The organism is Microvirga subterranea (genome assembly GCF_003350535.1).
GTDB lineage: Bacteria > Pseudomonadota > Alphaproteobacteria > Rhizobiales > Beijerinckiaceae > Microvirga > Microvirga subterranea.
The window spans coordinates 303,648-328,254 of record NZ_QQBB01000003.1 but is presented as its reverse complement, the minus strand read 5'-3'; the positions used below and the strand labels follow the sequence as shown (position 1 = coordinate 328,254).

General features: G+C 65.8%; 24 protein-coding genes and 1 tRNA gene. 14 read left to right on the top strand and 11 right to left on the bottom strand.

Annotated features, from left to right (window positions below; translation table 11 throughout):
- Nucleotides 1-27 precede the first annotated feature (27 nt).
- A complete protein-coding gene (locus DES45_RS09660) occupies nt 28-876 on the top strand; it encodes a protein phosphatase 2C domain-containing protein (RefSeq protein ID WP_114769773.1) in 849 nt (282 codons plus the stop codon).
- Nucleotides 877-886: 10 nt separating this feature from the next.
- On the opposite strand, the gene DES45_RS09655 is transcribed toward DES45_RS09660, so the two are convergent.
- From DES45_RS09655 to DES45_RS09640, 4 genes are all read right to left on the bottom strand, one after another.
- A complete protein-coding gene (locus DES45_RS09655) occupies nt 887-1,885 on the bottom strand; it encodes an SDR family oxidoreductase (RefSeq protein ID WP_114769772.1) in 999 nt (332 codons plus the stop codon).
- A gap of 87 nt (nt 1,886-1,972) precedes the next feature.
- Nucleotides 1,973-4,555 (bottom strand): PAS domain S-box protein, encoded by a 2,583-nt coding sequence (locus DES45_RS09650; RefSeq protein WP_170151445.1) that lies wholly within the window; start codon nt 4,553-4,555, stop codon nt 1,973-1,975.
- 203 nt (nt 4,556-4,758) lie between these two features.
- A complete protein-coding gene (locus tag DES45_RS09645; protein ID WP_114769770.1) occupies nt 4,759-5,787 on the bottom strand; it encodes a M48 family metallopeptidase in 1,029 nt (342 codons plus the stop codon).
- Nucleotides 5,788-5,791: 4 nt separating this feature from the next.
- Nucleotides 5,792-6,349 (bottom strand): LemA family protein, encoded by a 558-nt coding sequence (locus tag DES45_RS09640; RefSeq protein WP_114769769.1) that lies wholly within the window; start codon nt 6,347-6,349, stop codon nt 5,792-5,794.
- 962 nt (nt 6,350-7,311) lie between these two features.
- Here DES45_RS09640 and gyrA point away from each other — a divergent pair.
- Nucleotides 7,312-10,014: a DNA gyrase subunit A gene (gene gyrA / locus DES45_RS09630; protein ID WP_245571676.1), complete on the top strand. Its 2,703-nt coding sequence runs from the start codon at nt 7,312-7,314 to the stop codon at nt 10,012-10,014.
- A 128-nt stretch (nt 10,015-10,142) separates the two neighbouring features.
- Here the strand turns inward: gyrA and tyrS are convergent, their stop codons facing one another.
- Both tyrS and DES45_RS25110 read right to left on the bottom strand, forming a co-directional pair.
- Complete coding sequence (gene tyrS, locus DES45_RS09625; RefSeq protein ID WP_114769767.1) at nt 10,143-11,393, bottom strand: tyrosine--tRNA ligase; 1,251 nt, start codon at nt 11,391-11,393, stop codon at nt 10,143-10,145.
- Between the two features lie 221 nt (nt 11,394-11,614).
- Nucleotides 11,615-11,773, bottom strand: a complete 159-nt coding sequence (locus DES45_RS25110) for a hypothetical protein (RefSeq protein ID WP_170151444.1) — start codon at nt 11,771-11,773, stop codon at nt 11,615-11,617.
- Between the two features lie 99 nt (nt 11,774-11,872).
- On the opposite strand from DES45_RS25110, the gene DES45_RS09620 reads away from it, so the two are divergent.
- Nucleotides 11,873-12,886: a LysR family transcriptional regulator gene (locus DES45_RS09620; RefSeq protein WP_114769766.1), complete on the top strand. Its 1,014-nt coding sequence runs from the start codon at nt 11,873-11,875 to the stop codon at nt 12,884-12,886.
- Nucleotides 12,887-13,097: 211 nt separating this feature from the next.
- Here the strand turns inward: DES45_RS09620 and DES45_RS09615 are convergent, their stop codons facing one another.
- Nucleotides 13,098-13,679 carry a GNAT family N-acetyltransferase gene (locus DES45_RS09615; RefSeq protein ID WP_114769765.1) on the bottom strand — a complete coding sequence of 194 codons (582 nt, stop codon included), beginning with the start codon at nt 13,677-13,679 and terminating at the stop codon, nt 13,098-13,100.
- Nucleotides 13,680-13,756: 77 nt separating this feature from the next.
- On the opposite strand from DES45_RS09615, the gene DES45_RS09610 reads away from it, so the two are divergent.
- From DES45_RS09610 to DES45_RS09570, 9 genes are all read left to right on the top strand, one after another.
- On the top strand, nt 13,757-14,005 hold the full coding sequence (locus DES45_RS09610) for a hypothetical protein (protein WP_114769764.1): 249 nt from the start codon (nt 13,757-13,759) through the stop codon (nt 14,003-14,005).
- Between the two features lie 12 nt (nt 14,006-14,017).
- The gene (locus DES45_RS09605; RefSeq protein ID WP_114769763.1) at nt 14,018-14,443 is read left to right on the top strand and encodes a helix-turn-helix domain-containing protein; all 426 of its coding nucleotides are present in this window, start codon (nt 14,018-14,020) and stop codon (nt 14,441-14,443) included.
- Nucleotides 14,444-14,539: 96 nt separating this feature from the next.
- On the top strand, nt 14,540-15,040 hold the full coding sequence (coaD, locus tag DES45_RS09600; RefSeq protein WP_114769762.1) for a pantetheine-phosphate adenylyltransferase: 501 nt from the start codon (nt 14,540-14,542) through the stop codon (nt 15,038-15,040).
- Nucleotides 15,041-15,067: 27 nt separating this feature from the next.
- A complete protein-coding gene (locus tag DES45_RS09595) occupies nt 15,068-15,616 on the top strand; it encodes a peptidylprolyl isomerase (protein ID WP_114769761.1) in 549 nt (182 codons plus the stop codon).
- 16 nt (nt 15,617-15,632) lie between these two features.
- Nucleotides 15,633-16,148, top strand: a complete 516-nt coding sequence (locus DES45_RS09590; protein WP_147282378.1) for a hypothetical protein — start codon at nt 15,633-15,635, stop codon at nt 16,146-16,148.
- 63 nt (nt 16,149-16,211) lie between these two features.
- Nucleotides 16,212-16,679 (top strand): peptidylprolyl isomerase, encoded by a 468-nt coding sequence (locus DES45_RS09585; protein ID WP_114769982.1) that lies wholly within the window; start codon nt 16,212-16,214, stop codon nt 16,677-16,679.
- Between the two features lie 69 nt (nt 16,680-16,748).
- Nucleotides 16,749-17,828, top strand: a complete 1,080-nt coding sequence (gene queA / locus DES45_RS09580) for a tRNA preQ1(34) S-adenosylmethionine ribosyltransferase-isomerase QueA (RefSeq protein ID WP_114769759.1) — start codon at nt 16,749-16,751, stop codon at nt 17,826-17,828.
- A 130-nt stretch (nt 17,829-17,958) separates the two neighbouring features.
- A complete protein-coding gene (tgt, locus tag DES45_RS09575; protein ID WP_114769758.1) occupies nt 17,959-19,140 on the top strand; it encodes a tRNA guanosine(34) transglycosylase Tgt in 1,182 nt (393 codons plus the stop codon).
- Between the two features lie 164 nt (nt 19,141-19,304).
- Nucleotides 19,305-19,487 (top strand): hypothetical protein, encoded by a 183-nt coding sequence (locus DES45_RS09570; RefSeq protein WP_114769757.1) that lies wholly within the window; start codon nt 19,305-19,307, stop codon nt 19,485-19,487.
- On the opposite strand, the gene DES45_RS09565 is transcribed toward DES45_RS09570, so the two are convergent.
- Both DES45_RS09565 and DES45_RS09560 read right to left on the bottom strand, forming a co-directional pair.
- Nucleotides 19,484-19,918, bottom strand: a complete 435-nt coding sequence (locus DES45_RS09565; RefSeq protein ID WP_114769756.1) for a GFA family protein — start codon at nt 19,916-19,918, stop codon at nt 19,484-19,486. The two genes, DES45_RS09570 and DES45_RS09565, sit on opposite strands and share 4 nt — an antisense overlap.
- A 10-nt stretch (nt 19,919-19,928) precedes the next feature.
- The gene (locus DES45_RS09560) at nt 19,929-22,319 is read right to left on the bottom strand and encodes a transketolase-like TK C-terminal-containing protein (protein WP_114769981.1); all 2,391 of its coding nucleotides are present in this window, start codon (nt 22,317-22,319) and stop codon (nt 19,929-19,931) included.
- 247 nt (nt 22,320-22,566) lie between these two features.
- Here DES45_RS09560 and DES45_RS09555 point away from each other — a divergent pair.
- A tRNA-Lys gene (locus DES45_RS09555) sits at nt 22,567-22,641 on the top strand.
- A gap of 413 nt (nt 22,642-23,054) precedes the next feature.
- Nucleotides 23,055-23,462, top strand: a complete 408-nt coding sequence (locus DES45_RS09550; RefSeq protein ID WP_114769755.1) for a DUF1236 domain-containing protein — start codon at nt 23,055-23,057, stop codon at nt 23,460-23,462.
- Between the two features lie 113 nt (nt 23,463-23,575).
- Here DES45_RS09550 and DES45_RS09545 read toward each other — a convergent pair whose 3' ends face one another.
- Nucleotides 23,576-23,818, bottom strand: coding sequence for a hypothetical protein (locus DES45_RS09545; RefSeq protein ID WP_245571655.1), 243 nt, complete (start codon nt 23,816-23,818; stop codon nt 23,576-23,578).
- Between the two features lie 44 nt (nt 23,819-23,862).
- Complete coding sequence (locus tag DES45_RS09540; RefSeq protein ID WP_170151443.1) at nt 23,863-24,576, bottom strand: LuxR C-terminal-related transcriptional regulator; 714 nt, start codon at nt 24,574-24,576, stop codon at nt 23,863-23,865.
- Nucleotides 24,577-24,607 lie beyond the last annotated feature (31 nt).

Genomic DNA, 24,607 nt, shown 5'->3' with positions numbered 1-24,607 from the left:
AGGCATTTGGCGAGGGCTGCTGCAACGATGTTCACGGTTTTGGATCGCATCAGCTGGCCAGGGTCGCCCGACAGGCCGAACGAGGATTCCTGCGGCGTCTCCGGCGACTGGGCCTGGGTGATCGACACCTCGATCTTTCCCGGAACCGAGCCGATCATGGACGAGGCGAGCGATGCCGCATGGCTTGCGGGCTTCGCAAGCCGGCGCCTCTCCGACCTGGCTCCCGAGGCGAATGACGGGCCGTCGCTTCTCCGCCACGTGATGGAGGAGGCGCGGACGATCTTTCTGGCCAAGGCGCCGCCCGCGCGCCACGACCCCATCACCTGGCCGCTCGGCGCCATGACGCTCGTGTGCCGGGACGGCGACAGCCTGGATGTCTGGACCTTCGGAGACACGACCGCTTTCGTGAGGGCGCCCGACGGGACGGTCCTCACCCTCGGCGAAGCGCCCGATCTGCGGCGGTTCGAGGCCGCGAAGGCGGCGGAGATTCTCGCTGCCAGCGGGGCCACGCCCAAGACCGTCACCGGCACGCCTGTTTTCCAGGCCTGGCTCGCCGAGCGCCGGCAGCGCCAGAAGCAGGGCAGGGGTCTGGCGCTGCTCGGCCTCGATCCGACCGCCGTTGACAGGCTCCGGCACGAGCGCGTGCGATGCCCGGGCGAAACCGCCATCCTCCTCACCAGCGACGGATTCTCGGCTCTCGTCGACCTCTACGAGGCCGTCGATGCCGCGACCCTGATGGAGCGCGCGCTGACGGACGGTCTCGAGGCGCTGGCCTGCGAGGCCCGGCGGATCGAGACCGAAGTGGACCCGGCCGGCAGGCTCTATCCGCGCTTCAAGGAGAGCGACGATACGACCGCGCTCCTCGTGAGGGCGTGAGCGGCCGGCCCTAAGGCTGGCCGCCGCCTCCGGCCGCGCCGTAGACCTGGCCCGTAGCGTAGCTCGCATCGGCGGCCGCGAGCTGCACGTAGATCGAGGCGAGCTCGGCCGGCTGGCCCGGACGCCCGAGCGGCGTCTCGCCGCCGAACTGCTGCAGCTTTTCCTGGGTCGCGCCGCCGCTGACCTGGAGCGGCGTCCAGATCGGGCCGGGCGCGACGCCGTTGACCCGGATCCCCTTCGGGCCGAGCTGCTTGGCCAGCGACTTGGTGAAGTTCATCATCGCGGCCTTGGTCATGGCGTAGTCGACGAGGTTGGCGGATGGATCGTAGGCCTGTTCCGAGGTGGTCTGGATGATCGCGGAGCCGGGGCTCAGATGCGGCAGGGCCGCCTTCGTCAACCAGAACATGGCGTAGATGTTCGTCTTCATCGTCGCGTCGAAATCGTCGGTCGAGAGATCGAGGAGCGACTGCCGCTGCTGCTGGCGGCTGGCGTTGTTGACCAGGATGTCGAGCCCGCCGAGCTGCTGCACGGCTTCGGCGACGATGCGCCCGCACAGGGCTTCGTCGCGGATGTCGCCCGGAAGCGCCACGGCGATGCGGCCTTCGCGCTTGATGAGGTCGATGACCTCGCGCGCGTCGGGCTCCTCGTCCGGATGGTAGCTGATCGCCACGTCGGCGCCTTCGCGCGCATAGGCGATGGCGGCGGCCCGGCCCATGCCGGAATCGCCGCCCGTAATGAGCGCCTTGCGACCCTGGAGGCGACCGGAGCCCTTGTAGCTGGTCTCGCCGTGATCGGGCCGCGGATCCATCTTGCCGGCGAGGCCCGGCCAGGGCTGCGACTGCGACCGGAACGGCGGCTTGGGGTACTTGGTCGTAGGGTCGTCCTTGGCCACGCCGCCTGAGGAAGAGGTCTGGGCCGAGGCAGGCGCCGCGGCTGCCGTGGCAAGGCCGACCGCCGCGCCACCGACCATGCCGCGCCGGGAGATCGTACCGTCGTCGCTCCGATGCATCGCATTGTCCTTCGATGAGATGAAACTCACCGGACAACGGACGGGTGACGGGAGGGTTCACGAAAAAGACGGGAGCGGCCGCCGCGCTTACTGGTCGGCTTTGTGGCCCAGCGGGGCCGCCACGGTGCAGACCAGGCCGGCGGGCGCGAAGGCGATGTGGACATCGCCGTCGAGATCGTGCGCGAGGCTGCGCTCGATCAGGCGCGTGCCGAACCCGCGGCGCGACGGGGTGCTGACCGGGGGGCCGCCGTTCTCTTCCCAGCGCAGATGGAGCCGCGGTTCAGGTGTATCCGGCTCGGTCTCCCAGGCGATGCGGACCTCGCCCGTCTCGTTGGACAGGGCTCCGTACTTCACCGCATTGGTCGCCAGCTCCTGAAGCAACATGGCGAAGGATAGGGCGGTGCGCGGACTGAGACGCACCTTGGGACCGCTGAGGTGCAGCCGGTCCTCGCCACGGCTCGAGTAGGGCTCAACCGCCTGGCGAACGATTGCGTAGAGATCCGCTCCCTCCCAGTTCTCCCGCGTCAGGACATCGTGCGCCCGCGAGAGGGCCAGAAGGCGGCCCTCGATGGCCTCCTTGGCCTCCGCGGCGGTCTCCGTGTTGCGCAGGGTCTGGCTCGCGATGGACTGCACGGTCGCGAGCGTGTTCTTCACCCTGTGGTTCAGCTCGTTGATCAGGAGGTCACGGCGCTCCTCGGCGACCTTCGCTTCGGTGATGTCGACGTTGCAGCCGGTAAAGCCGAGGAAGTGGCCGGTGTCATCGAGGCGCGGAACGCCCTCGCACCGCAGCCACCGCACGGCCCCGTGCCGGTCATAGACCCGTACTTCCCGCCGGAACGGCTTTCGAGCAGCGAAGCACGCAAGGAAGTCGCGCTCGAAGTCAGGCAGGTCATCCGGGTGGACGACCTCGTGCCAGCCGTCTCCCATCATGTCGAATGCCGGGCGGCCGAAGATGTGCTCGAAGTGCATGTTGACGAAGTTGAACTTGCCATCCTCGTCGGTCATCCAGATCAGCGCCGGCGCGGAATCGGCCATATGCCGGAACCTGGCCTCGCTCTCGCGCAGGGCCGCCGCCGCCTTGTTGTCGTCCGTCACGTCCCATTGCGCACCCAGCGACCGGACGAAGCGCCCGTCCGCATCGCGCAGGAGCCGGGTCCTTGCCGCGATCCAGCGCGTCTCACCATTGTCGGCACGCTTGATCCTGAAGTCGTAGTCGAGCTGAGCGCACGCAGGGTTGGCGACAGCGGCGCGGGTTTCCGCTTCGACCCAGGGGCGGTCCTCAGGGTGCACGAGGCCAAGCCAGTCGTGATAGTCAAAGGTGCCCGAGCGGTCCTCCGGCAGGCCATAGAGATCGAGGTACTCGCGCGATGTGGCGGCCCTGCCGGTGCGGCGATCGAATTCGAAGCTGCCGATCCTCGCCGCCTCCTGTACCTGGCTCAGCCGCGCCTCGCTTTCGCGCAGCCGCGTCTCAGCCTCCCTGTGATCCGTGACGTCCAGGACGAACTCGACGGCTTCGCTACCCACTTTCCGGGCTGCGAAAAGCCCCCACCAGCGGGACCCGTCCTTGCGGAAATACTGCTTCTCGTAAGGGGTGCATTCGCCGCGCGTGACGATTTCGTCGACCGCCTTGTTGGAAGGAGCATGGAACTCATCGGGCGTCAGCTCCTGCCACCTCCTGCCGAGCACCTCGTCGCGGCTGTAGCCGCTCATGCGCAGGAAGGCATCGTTTGCGTCGATCAGGCGGAAGTCTTCGTCCCAGAACAGCGCGCCGACCGTGCTGATCGCGAAAGCGCCCCTGAGGCGTGCTTCGCTCCGGCGCAGGGCCTCCTCGGCCTGCTTGCGGGCGGTGATGTCGTTGAAAAGGACCGCAACTTGATGCTGGGCGGGTTCGCCGACCCTGAAAGCATGGACGTCGAACCAGCGGCGCATCGGCTCGGCCTGATTGACGAAACGGGTCGGTTCACCGGTCAGCGCGACCTTGCCGTAGATCTCGAACCAGGACGCTTCGAGATCGGGCACGAGTTCGCGGATCGTCCTGCCGAGAGCGGCCTTCAGGCCCGTCTGTCGCTCGAACGCCGGGTTCGTCTCCAGGAAGCGATAATCGACCGGCGTCCCATCCTGGTCGAAGATGAGCTGGAGGATGCAGAACCCTTCGTCCATGGTTTCGAAAAGCGTGCGATAGCGGGCCTCGCTCTGGCGCAGCGCGGCATCGCTGCTCTTGCGCAGAGCCGTCTCTGCGCGAACCTTCTCGGTCGTTTCCGTGGCGGCGCAGTAGAAGCCGGCCACTGCCCCCGTCTCGTCCCGCAGGGGTGTCCACGAGAAGGTGAACCAGCTGACTGGCCGGTCCGGCCGGCCGGAGAGGGCAACAGGCCGATCGACGAAATACTGCGCTTCTCCCGCCATCGTGGCCGCAACGACCGGCCGGTACTCGTCCCAGATCTCAGCCCACAGCTCTGCGAACGGCTGGCCCAGGCCCGCGGGATGCTTGCTGCCGACGACGGGAATGAGGCTGTCATTGTAGAGCGAGACGAGGTCCGGTCCCCAGGCGACATAGGCCGGTTGGCGCGCATTGAGCATGAGCTCGACCACAGTCCGCAGGCTCTGCGGCCACGCGTCGATGGGCCCGAGCGCCGTCGCACCCCAGTCGTGGTCGCGGATGCGTTCCGCCATTTCCCCAGTTCCACTTGGCCACCTCGTCCGTTGAGCAGCGGCAAAGGGTCTGGTCAGGCTGTCGTTCATCGGGCTGCTCGGGCTCCGGGCCAAAGGCCGTTCGGGAGGGATCAATTCTGGAGGGAAACGTAGGCAACTCATCCTGTTCCCGCCAGCGCTACGCTAGATTTCTAGTGCACTTCACGCGCGGGGCGAGTGCGGTTTCACGCCGCCGGAGCCTCGGTCTCCGCCACCGCCGGGGCGATGACCGCCTGGCCGCCCGCATAGCGCACCAGGGCGTCGATGCGCTTCTCGATGCTGGGATGAGTCGCGAACAGGTCCGAGAAGCCGGAACGTGGGTTGTCGAGGCAGAGCTCCATCACCGCGGAGGGCACGCCTTCGATTTCGCCCTTGCGGTCGATCTTCCGCAGCGCCGAGATCATTGCATTTGGGTTCTTGGTCAACTCGACCGCGCCCGCATCCGCGATATATTCGCGCCGGCGGGAGAGGGCGAAGCGGATCACGATCGACAGCTGCCAGGCGATCACGATGAAGAGAAGCGCAACCAGGATGGCGGCGATCCGGCCGCCGCCTCCGCCCTTGTCCGAAGTGTTCCGGGACGAGGACAGGCGCCAAAGGCCCGGGCTCTCGCACAGGACCCGGTAGATCAGCTCGCCCAGGAACGAAATGATGCCGACCACCAGCACGGCGACCATCATGGTGCGCACGTCCCCGTTGCGGATATGGGTGAGCTCATGGGCGAGCACCGCCTCGAGTTCACGGTCGTCCAGCGCGTCGAGGAGGCCGCGGGTCAGTGTGATGGTGTACTGGTCCGGCCGGACGCCGGACGCGAAGGCGTTCGGCGCCTCCACCTCCAGGATGCGGAGCTTCGGGACGCTCATCCCGCGGGAGATGCAGAGGGACTGGAGGAGGTGAAAGGCCCGCGGCGCATTGCTGCGGTCGACCTCCCGGGAGCCCGTCGTCAGGTTGAGGATGAAGGTGTTGAGCCGGAACCCGCACCAGACCCACAGGGCGACGCCGACAGTGATGGCGGGCGCGACCCACAGACAGTCCCGCAGGGAAGCCGAGAGGATCGCCTCGAACGCGCCCGTTCCGCCGTCGAGCCACGCCCGCCGCAGGATCGCGAGCCCGAAGGCGAGGAGATAGAACAGGACGAAGAGCCCGGCGATGAGGAGGGCCGAGCGCCGCCGGTTGGCCTGGATGTGGGTGTAAAGTCCGAAGGCTTGGAACACGGGCTCAGAACGCCACCTTGGGCGGGGTTTCGAGGGCCTGGCGCTGGGTCTCTCCAACGTCGAAGAAGGTTTGGGCCCGGAAGCCCATCAGTCCCGCGAAGAGCACAGCCGGAAAGTGCTGGATGGCGGCATTGTATTCCGCGACCGCGTTGTTGAAGAAGCGCCGAGCCGCCGCGAGCTTGTCCTCGATGTCCGCCAGATCCGTCTGCAATTGCTGGAAGTTGGCGCTGGCCTTGAGGTCCGGATAGGCCTCGCCGAGGGCCACCAGGCGTCCCAACGCTCCCGAGAGGGCGTTCTCGGCGGCGGCCTGTTCGGCCGGGCCATGAGCCTTGAGGGCGGCGTTGCGGGTCTCGACCACCGCCTGCAGGGTCCCGCGCTCGTGGGCGACGTAGCCCTTCACCGTCTCGATCAGGTTCGGGATGAGGTCGTGACGCTGTTTCAGCTGCACGTCGATGTCGGCGAAGGCTTGGTTGACCCGTGCGCGGAGGGTCACGAGGCCGTTGTAGGTCCAGATCCCGAACAGCACGACGAGGCCTATCACGGCCCAGATGATCCAATCCATTCCACTGCCCCCTTATTTCGTTACGTCACTGATGCCATGACCCGAGCTTGGCAGCAAGCCAAGAGAGGGCCGCCCCGCCTCGGAGCCGGCTGGCCCGTCCGGGGGGAAGGAGTCGGGGCGAGGGGGTGGGGCGACGGCGGATACGAAAATGGTCCCGCTTTGTTCTTGGTGGCTGACCAAAGCTAGGCTATACCGTGGTGGTCTGGTCCACCGAGGGGCACGCTCGCGAGGCGTCTTGATCTGTGGGAGCGGACACGGTCCCGCGGGTGCGGTCACGCAGCCTCATCCGGCGGGAGGCCCAGGCACCAGCCTCGGGACCGGAGCCGGTCGCAGACCCGGCCGCTCATGGGGCGGCGTCCGTCTGCGGCGCCTCTCGGACCAGCGCCGCCTGTTCCGCCCAAAAGAACCGTGCGCGAGGGGCCATCCGGCTCTTCCACCCACCACCACCCTTCGAGCCGGATCGCCTCTCGCGCCCCCTCAACTGCTCCAGGCCCGGCGCCACTTGGCCCCGGGCCCGCTCACCCGTGCGCTTTGTCAGCCCACCCGTGTCATCCCCGGCGGTCCGCAGGACCGGGACGGGGATCCACAAACCGATGCGACACCAAGGATTCCTTTCCGCTTCAGAGGGCGCCCCATCGAGATGGGAACCGCGCCACGAACGCTTTCCAAAGGATACCTTCGGCAGGTGCGGCCATTTGGCCGCAGAAAGGCTCGTCCATCCTTTGGAAAACCCCTGAAATGCCTTGAAAAATGGCTCGTAATCGCCCATCTAACGAGTTGATTTCACTTGGATTCGCGTGGGCTGCCTGACAGCTGACGGAGCGGCATGGAAGCCGCCTCTCGCGAAGGGGCAGACGTTTTAAGAAAGACCAACCTTGACCGATCCGAACGACATCCGCTCCGGCGGTCCCGCGGGGGATCAGCCGGCCAGCGACGTGAAGCTGATCTCCATCGTCGACGAGATGAAGCGCTCCTACCTCGATTACGCCATGAGCGTGATCGTGAGCCGCGCTCTCCCCGACGCCCGCGATGGCCTCAAGCCCGTGCACCGGCGCATCCTCTACTCGATGCACGAGAACGGCTACACGCCCGACAAGAAATACGTGAAGTCCGCCCGCATCGTCGGCGACGTGATGGGTCAGTACCACCCGCACGGCGACAGCGCGATCTACGACGCCCTCGTGCGCATGGCGCAGGACTTCTCATTGCGCCTCATGCTCGTGGACGGGCAGGGCAATTTCGGCTCGGTCGACGGCGACCCGCCGGCGGCCATGCGCTATACCGAGTCCCGCCTGACCAAGGCGGCGATGCCGCTCCTCGACGACATCGACAAGGACACGGTCGACTTCACGCCCAACTACGACGAGTCGAAGCACGAACCGGCGGTTCTGCCCGCCCGCTTCCCGAACCTCCTCGTCAACGGCGCTGGCGGAATCGCGGTCGGCATGGCCACCAACATGCCTCCCCACAACCTGGGCGAGGTGATCGACGGCTGCCTGGCCTTCATCGAGAACCCCGACATCTCGGCCGACGAGCTCATCGAGATCATCCCGGGCCCCGACTTCCCGACGGGCGCCCTCATCCTCGGCCGCGCGGGCATCAAGTCCGCCTACACCACGGGCCGCGGCTCCATCATCATGCGGGCTAAGTCCGAGGTGGAGGAGATCCGCAAGGACCGCGAGGCGCTGATCTTCACCGAGATCCCGTACCAGGTGAACAAGGCCTCCCTGATCGAGAAGATCGCGGAGCTCGTGCGCGACAAGAAGATCGAGGGCATCTCGGACCTGCGCGACGAATCCGACCGCGACGGCATGCGCATTGTGGTCGAGATCAAACGCGACGCCATGGCGGACGTGGTGCTCAACCAGCTCTACCGCTACACGCCGCTGCAGACGAGCTTCGGCGCCAACATGGTGGCGCTCAACGGCGGCCGCCCCGAGCAGATGACCCTGAAGGACCTGATCCGGGCCTTCGTGGAGTTCCGCGAGGAGGTGGTCTCCCGCCGCACCAAGTTCCTGCTCGGCAAGGCCCGCGAGCGCGCCCACGTCCTGTGCGGCCTCGCCATCGCGGTCGCGAACATCGACGAGGTGATCCGCCTCATCCGCACCGCCCCCGATCCGAACGCCGCCCGCGAAGCCCTCATGGGCCGCGACTGGCCGGCCCAGGATATCGCGCCCCTCATCGCGCTCGTGGACGACCCGCGCCACAAGATCAATGACGACGGCACCTACCGCCTCTCCGAGACCCAGGCCCGCGCCATCCTCGACCTGCGCCTGCAGCGCCTCACCGCGCTGGGCCGGGACGAGATCGGCGACGAGCTGTCGAAGCTCGCGGCCGAGATCTCGGACTATCTTGAGATCCTGCGCTCGCGCGTGCGCATCATGGGCATCATCCGGGACGAGCTGACGGACGTCCGCAACTCCTTCGCGACCCCGCGCAAGACCCAGATCGTGGACTGGGATTCGGACGTCGACGACGAGGACCTGATCGCCCGCGAGGACATGGTCGTGACCGTGTCCCACGCCGGCTACATCAAGCGCGTGCCGCTCTCGACCTACCGGGCGCAGCGCCGCGGCGGCAAGGGCCGCTCCGGCATGGCGACCCGAGACGAGGATTTCGTCACCCGCCTGTTCGTGGCCAACACCCACACGCCGGTGCTGTTCTTCTCGTCCGAGGGCCAGGCCTACAAGGAGAAGGTGTGGCGTCTGCCGCTCGCCGCTCCGAACGCCAAGGGCAAGGCTCTGGTGAACATGCTGCCGCTCGCCCAAGGCGAGCGCATCACCACCATCATGCCCCTGCCCGAGGACGAGGCGACCTGGGACAAGTACGACGTGATGTTCGCCACCTCCCGCGGGACGGTGCGCCGCAACAAACTGTCGGACTTCGTGCAGGTCAACCGCGGCGGCAAGATCGCCATGAAGCTCGACGAGGGCGAGCACATCGTTGACGTGCAGATCTGCACGGAGAACGACGACGTGCTGCTCACCACGTCGCGGGGCCAGTGCATCCGCTTTGCGGTCACGGACGTGCGCGTCTTCAAGGGGCGCGATTCCATGGGCGTGCGCGGCATCAACCTTGCCGACGGCGACCGGATCATCTCCATGGCGATCCTGCGCCACGTGGAGGCGACCGGCGAGGAGCGCGCGGGCTATCTCAAGATGCGCCGCGCCATCGCGGGCGACCAGTCCAACGGCGAGAACGGGCCTGAGAACGGCAATGGGAGCGACGAGGAGAACGTCGCCGCCGAGGCCCTGTCGATGGAACGCTACGCGGAGATGAGCGCGCAGGAGCAGTTCATCCTGACCCTCTCCGAGAAGGGCTACGGCAAGCGCACCTCGTCCTACGAGTACCGCATCACCAACCGCGGCGGCAAAGGCATCACGGCCATGGCGGTCAACGGCCGCAACGGCGAGCTCGTGGGCTCGTTCCCGGTCGAGAATTCGGACCAGATCATGCTCGTCACCGACGGCGGCCAGCTGATCCGCGTGCCCGTCGACGACATCCGCATCGTCGGCCGCAACTCGCAGGGCGTCACAGTCTTCTCCACCAAGGGCAAGGAGAAGGTCGTCTCGGTGGAGCACATCGAGGGCGAGGACGACGAGGGCGACGAGATCGAAGCTAACGGCGATGCCGGCGGCGACGTCGCGGAGGGCGGCGAGGAGTAAGCCGCTCCCGCTTTTCTGGCAGATACCGAATGGCCGGGCTCAGTCCCGGCCATTTTCTTGTTCGGATCCACCCACCGTCATTCCGGGCAGCACTGGCCGAGCCCGGAATGAGGGATGTTCCGCCTCGATCACGCGGCGCGCACCACCGCGTAGCGCTTACGCCCCGCCGTCAGCACGAGAGAGCCGTCGCGCAGGTCGGCGGATGTCGCGACGGCTGCCTCATCCGTTACGGCATCCCCGTTGAGCTTGGCGCCGCCGCCCTTGATCAGGCGCCGACCTTCGCTGCGCGAGGCGCTCAGCCCCGCCAGATGCAGCAGGGTCGCGACCGGGAGCCCGGCCTCGAGATCGGCCGCCGGCACGTCGATGCTCGGAAGGCCCTTGGGGGATGCACCCTCGACGAAGGTGCGGTGCGCCGTGGCTTCCGCCTCCCGCGCGGCTTCCTCTCCATGAGCAAGCCGCGTGACCTCGGTGGCGAGAATGCCCTTCGCCTCGTTGAGCTCCGCGCCCTGAAGTCGCCCGAGGCGCTGCACCTCGTCGAGGGGCAGCTCGGTGAAGAGGCGCAGGAAGCGGGCGACGTCGTCGTCCTCCGTGTTGCGCCAGAACTGCCAGAACGCGTAGGGGCTCAGGCGCTCCGGATTCAGCCAGATGGCGCCCGAGGCGGTCTTGCCCATTTTCGTGCCGACCGATGTGGTGAGCAGCGGCGTGGTGAGCCCGAAGAGCTGGCGCCCGTCGATGCGGCGGGCGAGCTCGATGCCGTTCACGATATTGCCCCATTGGTCCGACCCGCCCATCTGCAGCACGCAGGCTTGGTGGCGCGACAGTTCGAGGAAGTCGAAGGCCTGCAGCACCATGTAGTTGAATTCGAGCAGGGTCAGCGGCTGCTCGCGCTCGAGCCTGAGGCGCACGCTGTCGAAGCTCAGCATCCGGTTGATGGTGAAATGCGTGCCGAAGTCGCGCAGGAACGGCAGGTAGCGCAAGGGGTCGAGCCAGACCGCATTGTCGACCATCACGGCATCCGTCGGCCCGTCGCCGAAGGTGAGGTAGCGGGAGAAGACCGTCTTCAAACCCTCGATATTCCGTGCGATCTGCGCCTCGTCCAGGAGCGGTCGGCTCGCATCGCGGAAGCTCGGATCGCCGATCTGGCTCGTGCCGCCGCCGATCAGTACGACCGGCTTGTGGCCGGACTTCTGAAGCCAGCGCAGGGCCATGATCTGCACGAGGCTGCCCACGTGCAGGCTGTCGGCCGTGGCGTCGAAGCCGATATAGGCTGCGACAGGCCCGCCCGCGAGTCTCTCGTCGAGAGCCGCGAGATCCGTGCACTGATGGATGAAGCCGCGCTCGGCGAGGGTCTTCAGGAAGGGGGAGGTGGATGTCGTCATCGTCGTCTCCGGGGCTTGCGGGGTGAGCCGCAGACCGGAGACCGATCCTGAACAAGAAAACGCCGCCGGAATGCGGCGGCATGGATCGTCAGGTCACAACCAAACGCAGCCGCCCTATGGGGACAGCGTAAAATACTTTGCGAAGTGGTTGAGGCGCGTGATCATGAGGGGATTGTTACCCGCCGAAGCCGCGGCCGTCAACGTGCTTGCGCTCTCCCGGATCAATGCGAGGCCTGCGCCAGCGCCAGCGCGGCCGGGCTCAGCACCAGAACCGCGGTCACCACAACGACGAAGAACCGAGCAATCATGCGACCCTCCTTTTCAAGGCCGAGAGGGTTTTCGCACGGGAAGGCAAGCGCGGCGGTGCGGGAGCGCACCAAGTGTTCGAAACTGCTGAATGACGGCAAAAGGCTTTTCACACCTGGAGTTGAGCATATATACGTTATATAGTTTAATAACCTGATATTTTGCGAGTCGTCATGAAGCCCTTCGATCCGGATCAGCGGAACCTCGTCAGGTCGCCGCTCGACGACGAGAACCTCCTGAGCGGGCAGTTCTGGGGGGAGTTGCGCGTCTTCCTGGCGGTCGCCAAGGCGAAGTCGTTCAACCGGGCGGCTGAGGTGCTGAACACCAGCCAGCCGACCGTGAGCCGCCAGGTGCGCCGGCTTCAGGACCTGATGGGGTCCCAGCTCTTCGTGCCAACGAAGAACGGCGTCAAGCTCACGGCCAAGGGCCAGGCGCTCGCCCAGGCCCTGACCAAGCTCGACCATTCCCTCTTCGCCCTCACCAACGACCTGAGGGCCGAGTCGAAGGAGGCGGAAGGGGTGGTCCGCGTCAGCGTCACGGACGGGCTCAACACCTTCTTCATCGCTCCGGCGATCCAGTCTTTTTCGGCGGAGCATCCGAAGGTCCAGCTCCATCTGAAGAGCCCGGCCAACGTGGTCAGCCTTCGGGAGAACCAGACCGATCTGATGATCGGGTTCAGCCCGGTCGATGCAGCCGACATCTCGTACCGCCGCCTCGGGCACCTGCACTTCATCCCGGTCGTCGCGAAGTCCTACATCCAGCAGCATGGCATTCCGACCCGGACCAACCTGACCGACCACCTCTTCCTGCAGTCGGACTACTACACGGCAAGGACGGGCCTGTGGGACGCCTGGATCCGGGCCGTTGAGCAGGGTCGGATCGCGCATGTCTGCGACAACCCCATGGCCTACGGCATGCTCGTGAAGGCCGGGCTCGGCATCGGCCTCCTAGGGAACTACACGATTCTCGAGCGGGACGCGGTCCCGCTCGATCTGGACGTGAGGATCTCGATCCCGCTCTATGCCCTGGCTCTGACCGAGCGCTTGAATTCACGCCCGGTCCGGCTCGTCTTTGCGTGGCTCTGCGAGATGTTTGGCCCTGCGAACCCGTGGTTCGGCCCGACGCTTCGCCTGAACCCGCCGCCGAGCCGGTTCGATGCCGGCATCAAGATGCTCTTCAACCTCTAGGTCCCGGCGTCCAAGATAATGCCGGCAGATGCTCTCGGAGAGCCTCAGGTAGACATTGCCTGTATCCTCGAACAGTTCGGCGAGCTCGACCGGGACATCGCTGTCCGAGTCGAACAGCAGCTTCTCGAACATGGCCGTGCGCAGGGCGACGATCTGCTGGAGGTGGGATCGAAACTGGTTCATGATCGTGCCCTGCGCGTGGGAGCGAGCGTCAGATCTTACCGGCTTCGAATTCGGATTTCGCGTCCCAGTGCCCTTCTATCCGGAAGAGCACGGCCGCGTCCGAAGCCTGGGTGATCGCATTGGGCGGCGGCGCAAGCTCCTTCACGAGCTCGACATACGGCTCGTCGTGGCCGGCGAAGAGAAGCGGCTCCTTGCCCTCGGCCGGTCTGAAGCCGAGCAGCGTGCGCCAGAGCCGCGCGTATTTGGGCTTTGCATGGGTGATGACCCGGTCATAGCCCTTGCGGCTGATGTGCTCGAAGATGAACTCGGCGCAGCGCTTGACCGTCCGCGGGTTGCGCCATTGCTGCCTGAAGCTTGTCCGCTCCATCTTGGCGAAATCCCTGAACCACCGGATCCGCGCCGTTCCCACCGGCTCGTCGCCCGCATACACGATGACGTGCGTGGCCTGGTAGTCGTTGCCGTCGTAGGTCTGGCGGGCCGCCACCCCGTGCTCCTCCATGAAGCAGATGGCCCGGATCGCATAGGCATGGAGAAGTTGCTCCGGCGTCGTGACGATCTCGACCCGGATCAGGTTGTCATGATGACCAGCGTTGGATTCCGTCGTCTCCATAAGGTAGCCCCTTGAATTTTCCGATAGGTATCGGGCTAATGATCACAGCTGCCTCGAAGCTTTGAAGACGATGAGATGTGGCGCAGTTCTACACCAATGTTGAACGGGAGCGGGTCGTGACTGAAAGCAATAGTTGTGTGCCCTCAACTCTTACTGAGATATGTCAGGAGGCAGTTGAGCGCTTCGGTGGAGATTGGGGCCGGATCCACGCCTATCTGACGGATCGGATCGCCGGCATGCCCGGAGACGACCAGAAGCGTCTGCAGGACGAGCTGGGCCGCATCCTGAGCTTCGTAGCCCCATCCCGTCCGCGCCTGTTGCAATAGGGATGATTCTAGGTGAGCGAGCACAAGAAGGCGCCGAGCGGCGCCGATGTCCATATCGGAAGCCGCATCCGCAAGAGGCGGATGCTGCTCGGAATGAGCCAGGAAAAGCTGGGGGACGCGCTCGGCGTGACCTTCCAGCAGGTCCAGAAGTACGAGCGGGGCACGAACCGGATCAGCGCGGGCAGGCTCCAGTGCATCGGAGAGGTGCTGGGCGTTCCGGCCGCCTATTTCTTCGAGGGCCTCTCGGACGAGCCGAAGCTGGGCAATGATACGGAAGGTTCGGTGCTCGATATCCTCGGCACCAACGAAGGCTTCCGCCTCGCGAGGGCCTTCGCGTCCATCGAGGATAGCCGGCTGCGGCACAAGCTCGTGGAGCTCGTCGACGCCATGGCCAAGGGCGCGATGCACGGCGAGGACTCGGCCGCGAACGACCGATAACCCGAAGCGGCTGATGTCGGGCACGCTCCTCCCGGATCACTGAGCCTCGCGGGCTCCGCTTGCCCTTGAGCCCGTCTCAAGCTACGCCTTGGGCGCATGACCCGAACCGCGCTCTATACCGGCAGCTTCGACCCCGTCACCAATGGCCACCTGGACGTCCTGCGCCAGGCCTGCCGGGTGGCTGACCGCATCGTCGTGGCCATCGGGGTCCATTCCTCCAAGACGCCGATCTTCACCGCAGAGGAGCGGGCGGAGCTGCTGCGCGCGGTCTGCGGGCCGCTTCTGGCCGGACAGGGTGTCGAGCTGGAGGTGACGACCTTCGACGATCTCGCCGTCGACGCCGCCCGGCGGCATGGAGCCTCCCTCATCGTCCGCGGCCTGCGCGACGGCACGGATTTCGACTATGAGATCCAGATGGCCTCCATGAACGCCGCCATGGCGCCCGAGGTCCAGACCCTGTTTTTCGCAGCCTCGCCCCCCGTCCGCCCCATCACGGCCACGCTTGTCCGCCAGATCGCGGCCATGGGCGGCGACGTCTCGGCCTTCGTGCCGGGTCTTGTCGCCGAGCGGTTAGGGGCCAAATTCAAGCGGCCATGACGCCGTAATTCCAAGGAGAGACCATCCATGAAGCGTTTGCTCGCAGCCGGGGCGATCGTGCTCGCCGGCCTCGTTCCGGCCGCCGCCCAGCAGGCCAACGACCCGCAGAACACGATCTATCTCGACACCAAGGACGGCCGCATCACGATCCGCCTTCGCCCGGACCTGGCCCCGAAGCATGTGGAGCAGATCAAGACGCTGACGAAGCAGGGTTTCTACAACGGCGTGCCGTTCCACCGGGTGATTGCCGGCTTCATGGCCCAGACGGGCGACCCGACCGGCACCGGCACCGGCAAGTCCGACCTGCCCAATATTCCGGCTGAATTCTCCCAGACCCAATACAAGCGCGGCTCGGTCGGCATGGCCCGCTCGCAGAGCCCGAACTCGGCCAACAGCCAGTTCTTCATCTGCTACGAGGGCTGCGGGCCTCTCACCGGTCAGTACACGCTCTTCGGCGAGGTCGTGTCCGGCATGGATGTGGCCGACAAGATCAAGAAGGGCGATGCGGCCGCCAACGGAATGGTCCAGAACCCCGACAAGATCGTGAAGATGCAGCTCGCCGCCGACGCCAAATAACGGACGGCTTTCGGTGATGCCGTCCCGCCCTCTGGCCGGAGCCCACGGGCTCTGCATGGCGCTCCTCCTTGCGGGAGGAGCGGCAGGGGGCGCGAGGGCTCAGCCCGGGCCCAACTCGCCCTTCGCCGATCCCTATTTCTGGGAGGAGGAGCTCCAGCCAATGCGGCCGTTGCCCGAGGGCATCATCGGAAACGTGCATCCGCGGCAGGACCGGGAGCCGCTGCGGCGCGTCAACACCCTGCGCGAGGTGTTCCAAACCCTCGAGGCCTGCTGGCGCCCGCCATCGGAGAACGACTTCTCGGGCCAGGAGATCACCCTGCGCGTGAGCTTCAAGCGCAACGGCGAGGTGCTGGGTACGCCCCGCATCACCTACTACAAGCCGGGAGCGGAGGCGGAGCAGCGAGAGCCCTTCACCCGCTCCGTGCGCGAGGCCTTCGGGCGCTGCGCGCCGCTCCCCTTCACGGAAAGCTTCGGCAAGGCCATTGCCGGGCGCATTTTCGCCATCCGCTTCGTCGACACCCGTCCCATGTGAATGCGCTTCACGTGGGCGGACCGGCACCCGAACGACCCCATCACGCCAGAACAGGAGATTCCGATGGCAGATCCCGAAAACACCATCATCATGGAGACCACCAAGGGCCGAGTGGTCATCGAGCTGCGCCCCGACCTCGCGCCGAACCACGTGGAGCGCATCAAGACCCTGGCCCGCCAGGGTTTCTATGACAACGTGCCGTTCCACCGGGTGATCGAGGGCTTCATGGCCCAGACCGGCGACCCGACCGGTACCGGCACGGGCGGCTCCGATCTGCCGGACCTGAAGGCCGAGTTCAACGCCGAGCCGCATGTGCGAGGCGTGTGCTCGATGGCGCGCACCAACCAGCCGCACTCGGCGAATTCGCAGTTCTTCATCGTCTTCGACGACGCCCGCTTCCTCGACAAGCAGTACACGGTCTGGGGCAAGGTGACCGAGGGCATGGAGAACGTGGACAAGATCAAGCGTGGCGAGCCCGTGCGCGATCCCGACCGCATCGTCTCCATGAAGGTCGCGGCGGACGCTGCTTAATCAACTTTATCGCTCCAGGGCGCGCCAAGGCGCGCCCCGGAATGACGACTGGTACACTCAAACAATCACATGCGCGTCGACCTCTTCGATTTCGACCTTCCTGAAAGCAGCATCGCGCTCCGCCCCGTGGAGCCGCGGGATGCTGCGCGCATGCTCGTGGTGCGGCCCGACGAGAGCCCATTCGAGGACCGGTTCGTGCGGGATCTGCCGGACCTCCTGCAGCCCGGCGACGTGCTTGTGCTCAACGACACCAAGGTTATCCCGTCCCGCCTCTACGGCTTGCGCGTACGCGAGGAGACGGCGGCGCGGGTCGAGATCATGCTGCACAAGCGCGAGAGTGCGGATAGCTGGCGCGCCTTCGCGCGCCCGGCCAAGAAGCTGAACGTGGGCGATCGCATCCGCTTCGGCGAGGCGGCCGAGAGCACGGCCTGCGAACTCGTGCGCCTCGATGCCGAGGTCGAGGAGAAGGGGGAGGGCGGCGACGTCAGGCTCCGGTTCTCCTTCTCGGGGCCTTTCCTCGACGAGGCCATCGCCCGGCTCGGCGAACTGCCGCTGCCGCCCTACATCGCCGGAAAACGACCGACCGACGACAAGGACCTGCGCGACTATCAGACGGTCTATGCCAAGGACGAGGGAGCCGTCGCGGCGCCGACCGCCGGCCTGCATTTCACCGAAAGCCTGTTCCGCCGACTTGAAGAGCGCGGCATCGCGCGGCACTTCGTGACGCTCCATGTGGGGGCCGGAACCTTCCTGCCCGTGAAGGCTGAGGACACCGCCGAGCACAGGATGCATGCGGAATGGGGCACCGTCACCGAGGCGACGGCTCGGGCGCTCAACGAGGCGCGGGCGCGGGGAGGCCGCATCGTGGCTGTCGGCACCACGTCGCTGCGTCTTCTGGAGAGCGCCGCGCGGGAGGACGGCACGATCGCGCCGTTCTCCGGCGACACGGCGATCTTCATCACGCCCGGCTACCGCTTCAAGGCGGTGGACGTGCTCATGACCAATTTCCATCTGCCGCGCTCGACGCTCTTCATGCTCGTTTCGGCCTTCGCGGGCCTGGAGCGCATGCGCGCGGCCTATGCCCATGCCATCGAAACGGGCTATCGCTTCTACTCGTATGGCGATTCGAGTTTGCTGTTCCGGCGTTGAAGCGTGTGTCATCCCTTGCGACCCGACAGGTCGGGAACGGGATTCACATATGAGGCATTCGGGACGGTGGATTCCTTTCCCCTCCAGCAGCTTCACTGCTTCCGGCCGGGGATGACACCATGAGGTATGCATGACCACGGACACCTTCACCTTCACCGTCAGCAAGACCGACGGCGCGGCGCGTACGGGAGAGATCCGCATGCCGCGTGGCGTCATCCGCACGCCCGCCTTCATGCCGGTGGGCACGGCCGCGACCGTGAAGGCGATGTATCCCGACCAGGTGAAGGCGCTCGGCGCCGACGTGGTGCTCGGAAACACCTACCATCTGATGCTGCGCCCCGGCGCGGAGCGCGTGGCGCGGCTTGGCGGCCTGCACCAGTTCATGAACTGGCCCTATCCGATCCTCACCGACTCCGGCGGCTTTCAGGTCATGTCGCTGTCGGCCCTCCGCAAGATTGACGAGACCGGGGTCACCTTCCAGTCGCATATCGACGGCTCGACCCATGTGCTGACGCCGGAGCGCTCCATCGAAATCCAGGGGCTGCTCGGCTCCGACATCCAGATGCAGCTCGACGAATGCGTGAAGCTGCCCTGCTCGGACGAGATCGCCGAGAAGGCCATGCACTTGTCCCTTCGGTGGGCGGAGCGCTGCCGCGTCGCCTTCGGCGAGCAGCCGGGCAAGGCAATGTTCGGCATCGTCCAGGGCGGCGCGGTCGAGCGGCTGCGCATCGAAAGCGCCAGGGAACTCGCGGATCTCGGCCTCAAGGGCTACGCCATCGGCGGCCTTGCGGTGGGCGAACCGCAGGACGTGATGCTGCGCATGATCGAGACGGTCGAGCCGCACATGCCCAAGGAGAAGCCCCGCTACCTCATGGGGGTAGGCACGCCGGACGATATCGTGGAGGCGGTGCGACGCGGAGTCGACATGTTCGACTGCGTAATGCCGACCCGCGCCGGCCGCCATGGGCAGGTCTTCACTCGGCACGGCCGCATGAACCTGCGCAACGCGCGCTTCGCCGAGGACACTCGACCGCTCGATCCGGAATCGAAGTGCACGGCGTCGAACACCTATTCGCGCGCCTATCTGCACCATCTCGTCCGCTCCAACGAGATCCTCGGCATGATGCTGCTCACCTGGAACAACCTGGCCTATTACCAGGAGTTGATGGCCGGCCTGCGCAAGGCGATCGCCGAGGGGCGGCTGGAGACCTACGTGGGCGAGGTCAAGGAAGGCTGGGCCAAGGGCGAACGCGACGGCAAGGCCGAGATCGGCCACCATGCCGACAATACGTCGATGACCGCGGAAGGCTGAGTTCGGCGCGGGTGGTGGACCGGGGGTTGACGGTCAGAACCCATGCAGCAACCAACGCGTGAAGGTCGGCTGGACCATGGTCGGATGCCGTGTCGGTCTTCAGCCGGAATAGGAATTGGGGCGGGCCTGCGGGATAGTGGCTGGACACGCGAGGAGCCGCCACGATGAAGCACTACAAGCCCGGGGATGACCTGACGGAGCTGCTGCTGAGGAAGCTCACGAGCATCGAGCGCGGCATGAGCGCCCTCAAGCTTGGAGGCACCTTCATCCTGCTGATCGTGTTCTGCGACTACCTCGTCAACATGGGCTGGTTCGGCTCCGACCTCCAGAGAATCAGCCGGCGTTAGCTCTCCTCCGGCTCCTCGGGAAACTGCCGCGCGTCTGCCGGGATGACGACGCCAGGCAGCTTCCGCGACGTCCAGATGTGAATGGCATCCGACAGATCGACCGGCTCGTCCAGCGAGCCGCCCTTGATGCTGATCTCCTCCGCCCGATCCCTCTCGCCGTGCCACACGCGCGAGCCGCAATCGACGCAGAAGAAGCAGGCGAGCGTCCGGCCGGAATCCGTGCCGCGCGCCCACCGCCGGGGCTTGCCCTGAACGAGCCGGACATCCGCACTCCGCACCATGACCGAGATGCCGAAGGCCGAGGCCGACTGCTTCCGGCATTCGCCGCAATGGCAAATGTAGATCTCGTGCGGTGCGCCCGCGACCTCATACCGAATCGCGCCGCACTGGCAGCCGCCGGTCAGGGCAGGGCGATCATAGGTCCCTATCATCCTGTGTCCTTCAGCCAAGCGCCTTCAGGTGCCGGATCGGACGTCCCGGGGCGATCATCTCGGCGGCCGCGATGATGCCCTGCGCGTCGATGCCGAAGTGGCGGTAAAGGTCCTGCACCGTGCCGGTCTGGCCGAAATGCTCCACGCCCAGCGAGCGGGTGCGGTGGCCCATCACGGAGCCGAGCCAGGCAAGGGTCGCCGGATGGCCGTCGACCACCGTCACCAGCCCGCAATGAGGCTGCAATTCGCCGAGCAGGCGCTCGATATGGCTGCGCGCATGGACGAGGCCGCGCTCGCGCGCCCGCTGCGCGGCGGTCCAGCCTGCATTGAGCCGGTCGGCGGACGTGATGGCGAGAAGGCCGATATCGCGCCGGTCCTCGGCCATGAGGCCGACTGCCTCGATGGCCTCGGGCGCCACCGCGCCCGTATAGGCGATGACGACCTGCGCATTGGGGCCGGGTTTCCGCATCCAGTACGCGCCATCGACGATGTCGGCCGTGAAGTCAGGCGTCATGGTTCGCTGCGGCTGGTCGAGGCTGCGGGTGGAGAGGCGCAGATAGACCGAGCCGCCGGTCTCGTCGCGCAGCCACGAGCGTTCGTTGGGTTCGCCCTCGCCGTCGCGCTGCAGATAGTCGAAGGCCCAGCGCAGGATGACGGACAGCTCGTCCACGAAGGCGGGCTCGAAGGAGGCGAGCCCGTCCTGCGCCAGGCCGATCAGCGGCGTGCCGATCGACTGGTGCGCACCGCCTTCAGGCGCGAGCGTCACGCCCGAGGGCGTGGCGGCGACAATGAAGCGGGCGTCCTGGTAGCAGGCGTAGTTCAGCGCATCGAGGCCGCGGGCAATGAAGGGATCGTAGAGCGTCCCGATCGGCAGGATGCGCTCCCCGAACACCGAATGAGACAGGCCGAGCGCCGAGAGCAGAATGAACAGGTTCATCTCGGCGATGCCGAGCTCGATGTGCTGGCCCTTGGGGCCGAAATCCCAGGTGAAGGTGGAGGGGATACGCTCCGACCGGAAGATGTCCTTCATCTCCTCCTTGGCGAAGAGCCCGCGCCGATTCACCCACGCGCCGAGATTGGTCGAGACGGTCACGTCCGGTGCGGTGGTGACGATCCGGTCCGCAAGCGGAAGATCGGAGCGCGCGAGCTCGTTGAGGATCAATCCGAAGCCCTGCTGGGTCGACATGGAGGGCTGCGACGGCGTCGGCAGGGTCTCCGGCACCGGCACGACCGGCGCCTCGTAGCGGCGGCGGCCGCGGGCGTTGAACGGGACGGAATCGAGGAAGCGCTGGAGATCCTCCGGCGGAAGGCTCAAGCCTTCGAACTTGTCCCATTCATGACCCGGCCGCACCTTCGCGGCGGCGCGGTAGCCCTCCATCTGGGTCGGCGTGAGCAGGCCCGCGTGGTTGTCCTTGTGGCCTGCGAGCGGCAGGCCCATGCCCTTGATCGTGTAGGCGATGAACACGGTCGGCCGGTCGTGGTCGATGGACTCGAAGGCCTGGAGCAGGCTGGAGAGGTCGTGTCCGCCGAGATTGCCCATGAGCCGCGCCAGCTCCTCGTCCGAGCGCTTCTCGATGAGGCGTGTCACAGCGCCCTGGTCGCCGAGGTCGTCGAGGAGGCGCTTGCGCCACGCCGCGCCGCCCTGGAAGGTGAGGGCGGAATAGAGCTGGTTCGGGCAGGAATCGATCCAGTCCCGCAGGCGCTCGCCGCCCGGCTCGCGGAAGGCCTCCTGCATCAGCGAGCCGTGCTTGAGCACCACCACGTCCCAGCCGAAGGAGCGGAAGAGCGATTCGAAGCGGGCGTAGAGGCCCTCGCGCACCACGGCGTCGAGGCTCTGGCGGTTGTAGTCGATGATCCACCAGGTGTTGCGCAGGCCCTGCTTCCAGCCTTCGAGCAGCGCCTCGAAGATGTTGCCCTCGTCCATTTCGGCATCACCCACGAGAGCGATCATGCGCCCTTCCGGCTTGTCCTTCGCCCAATGGGCCTGCACGTAGTCCTGAACGAGGCTCGAGAAGAGGGTCTGGGCCACGCCGAGGCCGACGGATCCGGTGGAGAAGTCCACGTCGTCGATGTCCTTGGTACGGGACGGGTAGGATTGCGCGCCCTTATAGCCGCGGAAGTTCTCCAGCTTCTCCCGGGTCTGGTTGCCGAGGAGATACTGGATCGCGTGGAAGATCGGGCTCGCATGGGGCTTCACGGCGACCCGGTCCTCCGGCCGCAGAACGCCCAGGTACAACGCCGTCATGATCGTCGCGAGGGAGGCGGAGGAGGCCTGGTGGCCGCCGACCTTGAGCCCGTCCCGGTTGGGGCGCAGGTGGTTGGCGTTGTGGATGGTCCAGCTGGAAAGCCAGAGAATCTTGCGCTCGAACTCGGTCAGGTACGGCAGGCGGGGGTCGGTCATCGGGGTGCCCAGGATGCGGCGCGGGCAGGGCTGATGAAGCCCATCCGCGGCTCGGTTGAGGATTTCGGATCCCATACTAAGCCTTTTTGATTGACCCGCCAGCCGAGAGACCCTATTTCGGGCTCACCTCCGAGGGCCCTCGAGCCCGATCGGTCGAGCTTCCGGCTCCTGGGTGCCTGCTCAACGGAAAGAGCTATGTATCCCAGGGGATTAGCGGCAGATTTGGCCGGACCGGAGAGTCTGAGATGGGCGCGTAGCTCAGCGGTAGAGCAGCTGACTTTTAATCAGCGGGTCGATGGTTCGATTCCATCCGCGCTCACCATCTCTTTCCAACAGCTTCGCTGATTTTCGGTCGGCATTGGGTCTCGGGTGCTACCGAGGCCTGCCTCGGAGATGCTCTCGTCTTTTCATGGCGTCGCTTGTTCGACCAAGCACGGGATTCCCGTCGCGTCTGGCAGCTCCGCCGTTCTGATCAAGCTTGGCAGAGCGTCGGTCTGAGCCGCCGCGTTTTCCTGATGCGGCAAAAAGCTGTCCTGGGACGGCAGGGCGCGTCTAAAAGAAAACAGCCAAGCTCATAGTCGTCGTTAAACAAAGTTGCGGCGTTAATCAATCATTCATGTTCATGAATGCGGATTTATACATATAAAATGGCCGTTTGTATTTGAAACTGCAACGGAGCTGACGCGTTTCCTGAGCAGCGGGCAGTAAGCCCGGAGATGAATCAGGAGTTGATCCATGTCGAAGAAGATCCTTTTCGCTGGCGCCCTTCTCGCCTCTCTCGCCCCTGCGGCGGCCTTCGCGCAGTCCGGTGGTGCCGCTGCCGGCGCGGCGACGGGTGCCGTGGGCGGCGCGGTCGTCGGCGGCCCGGTCGGTGCGGCCGTAGGCGGCGTGACGGGTGCCATCGTGGGCGGCATCGCCGATCAGCAGCAGCCGGAGTTCCGTTCGTACGTAACGACCCAGAAGGTGCCGTCCTACACCTATAAGGAAGAGGTTCGAGTGGGTGCGGTGCTGCCGGAATCCGGCGTGACGTATTACGAGGTGCCGTCTGAGTACAAGGTGAAGGGCTACAAGTACACGGTGGTGAACAACACTCCGGTTCTAGTCGAGCCCAAAAGCCACAAGATCGTGCAGGTCATCAAGTAAGCAGCGTTGATGAACGTTCGGAACGGGCGGCCCATGAGGCCGCCCTTTTCGTATTCGGGTTCGATGGGAGCGGCATGGCCACAGGCCGGATGCCCGGCGTCGCCATGCAGGGCTCACGGCCTTACGTGGAAGAGATAGAAGCCGTTGATCTTGGCCGACGCGCTGGCCGCGGTGGCGTCGAAGCCGGACAGCGTACTGACGTCCAGCGCGCGGTCATAGTTCCACTTGTCCTCCGTCAGGAATGTCGGAACCGGCTGATCCTGCGGAACGGCGCAGTAAAGATCCGCGACGTCCTTGTTGCGGAACAGATTGTAGGTCAGCATCATATCGTGAGGGTGCGTCGTCTCGTTGATCATTCGTCTTCCGATTTCGATCCTGCAGGGGCTGTTGCGCATGATGGTCACTGTATCACCGCCTCGTGCGGCAGATGATCGGCGGCCCAGATCGCCGCCTGGGTTCGGTTTCCGGCGCCGATCTTCCTGAGAATCGCCTTGATGTGCACCTTCACGGTCGCCTCGGCCACATTGAGCTTGCGCGCAATGACTTTGTTCGGCGCGCCCTCTTTCAGCCAGCCCAGGATCTCGATTTCCCGGCTGGACAAGGAGCGCCTCGGCGGATCGATGCCGTTCAGACTTTCCGGCCCGCGCCTGTGCGAGCACTCGACCTTGCGTGCGCCGTCACCCATGATCGCAAGGATCAGGTCCGATGGAACGACGATCTCCCCCAGCATCACCAGCTCGAGGGAATGGATGAGGACATCGCACCCCGTCGTCGTGAGGCAGAAGCCATCTGCGCCGGCATGTCGGGCCGTCATCACGGCGTTCAGGTCGAACTGATCCGCCAGAACCACGACACGGGCCGACGGATGCCGCTCCTTCGCGGCGGCGATCAGGCTCGCGAGATCATTCGGGTGATGCTTCGCGTCCACGAGGAGAAGATCGTACGCCGTGTCATCGAGATCCGTTGGTTCGGACGAGACGATGAAACGGGTGTTCTTCAGCATCTCCTCTACCCCCGCGCGGAGGAGGGGGCTGGCGCAGATTTTCAGGGTGACGGTTGAAGTGGGATTGATCTGCTGCCCACCCTGTTTCGCAATGAATTGGTCGAAGAGCATCGGATGGTCCTTCTTCGATTTCCGTGAAACT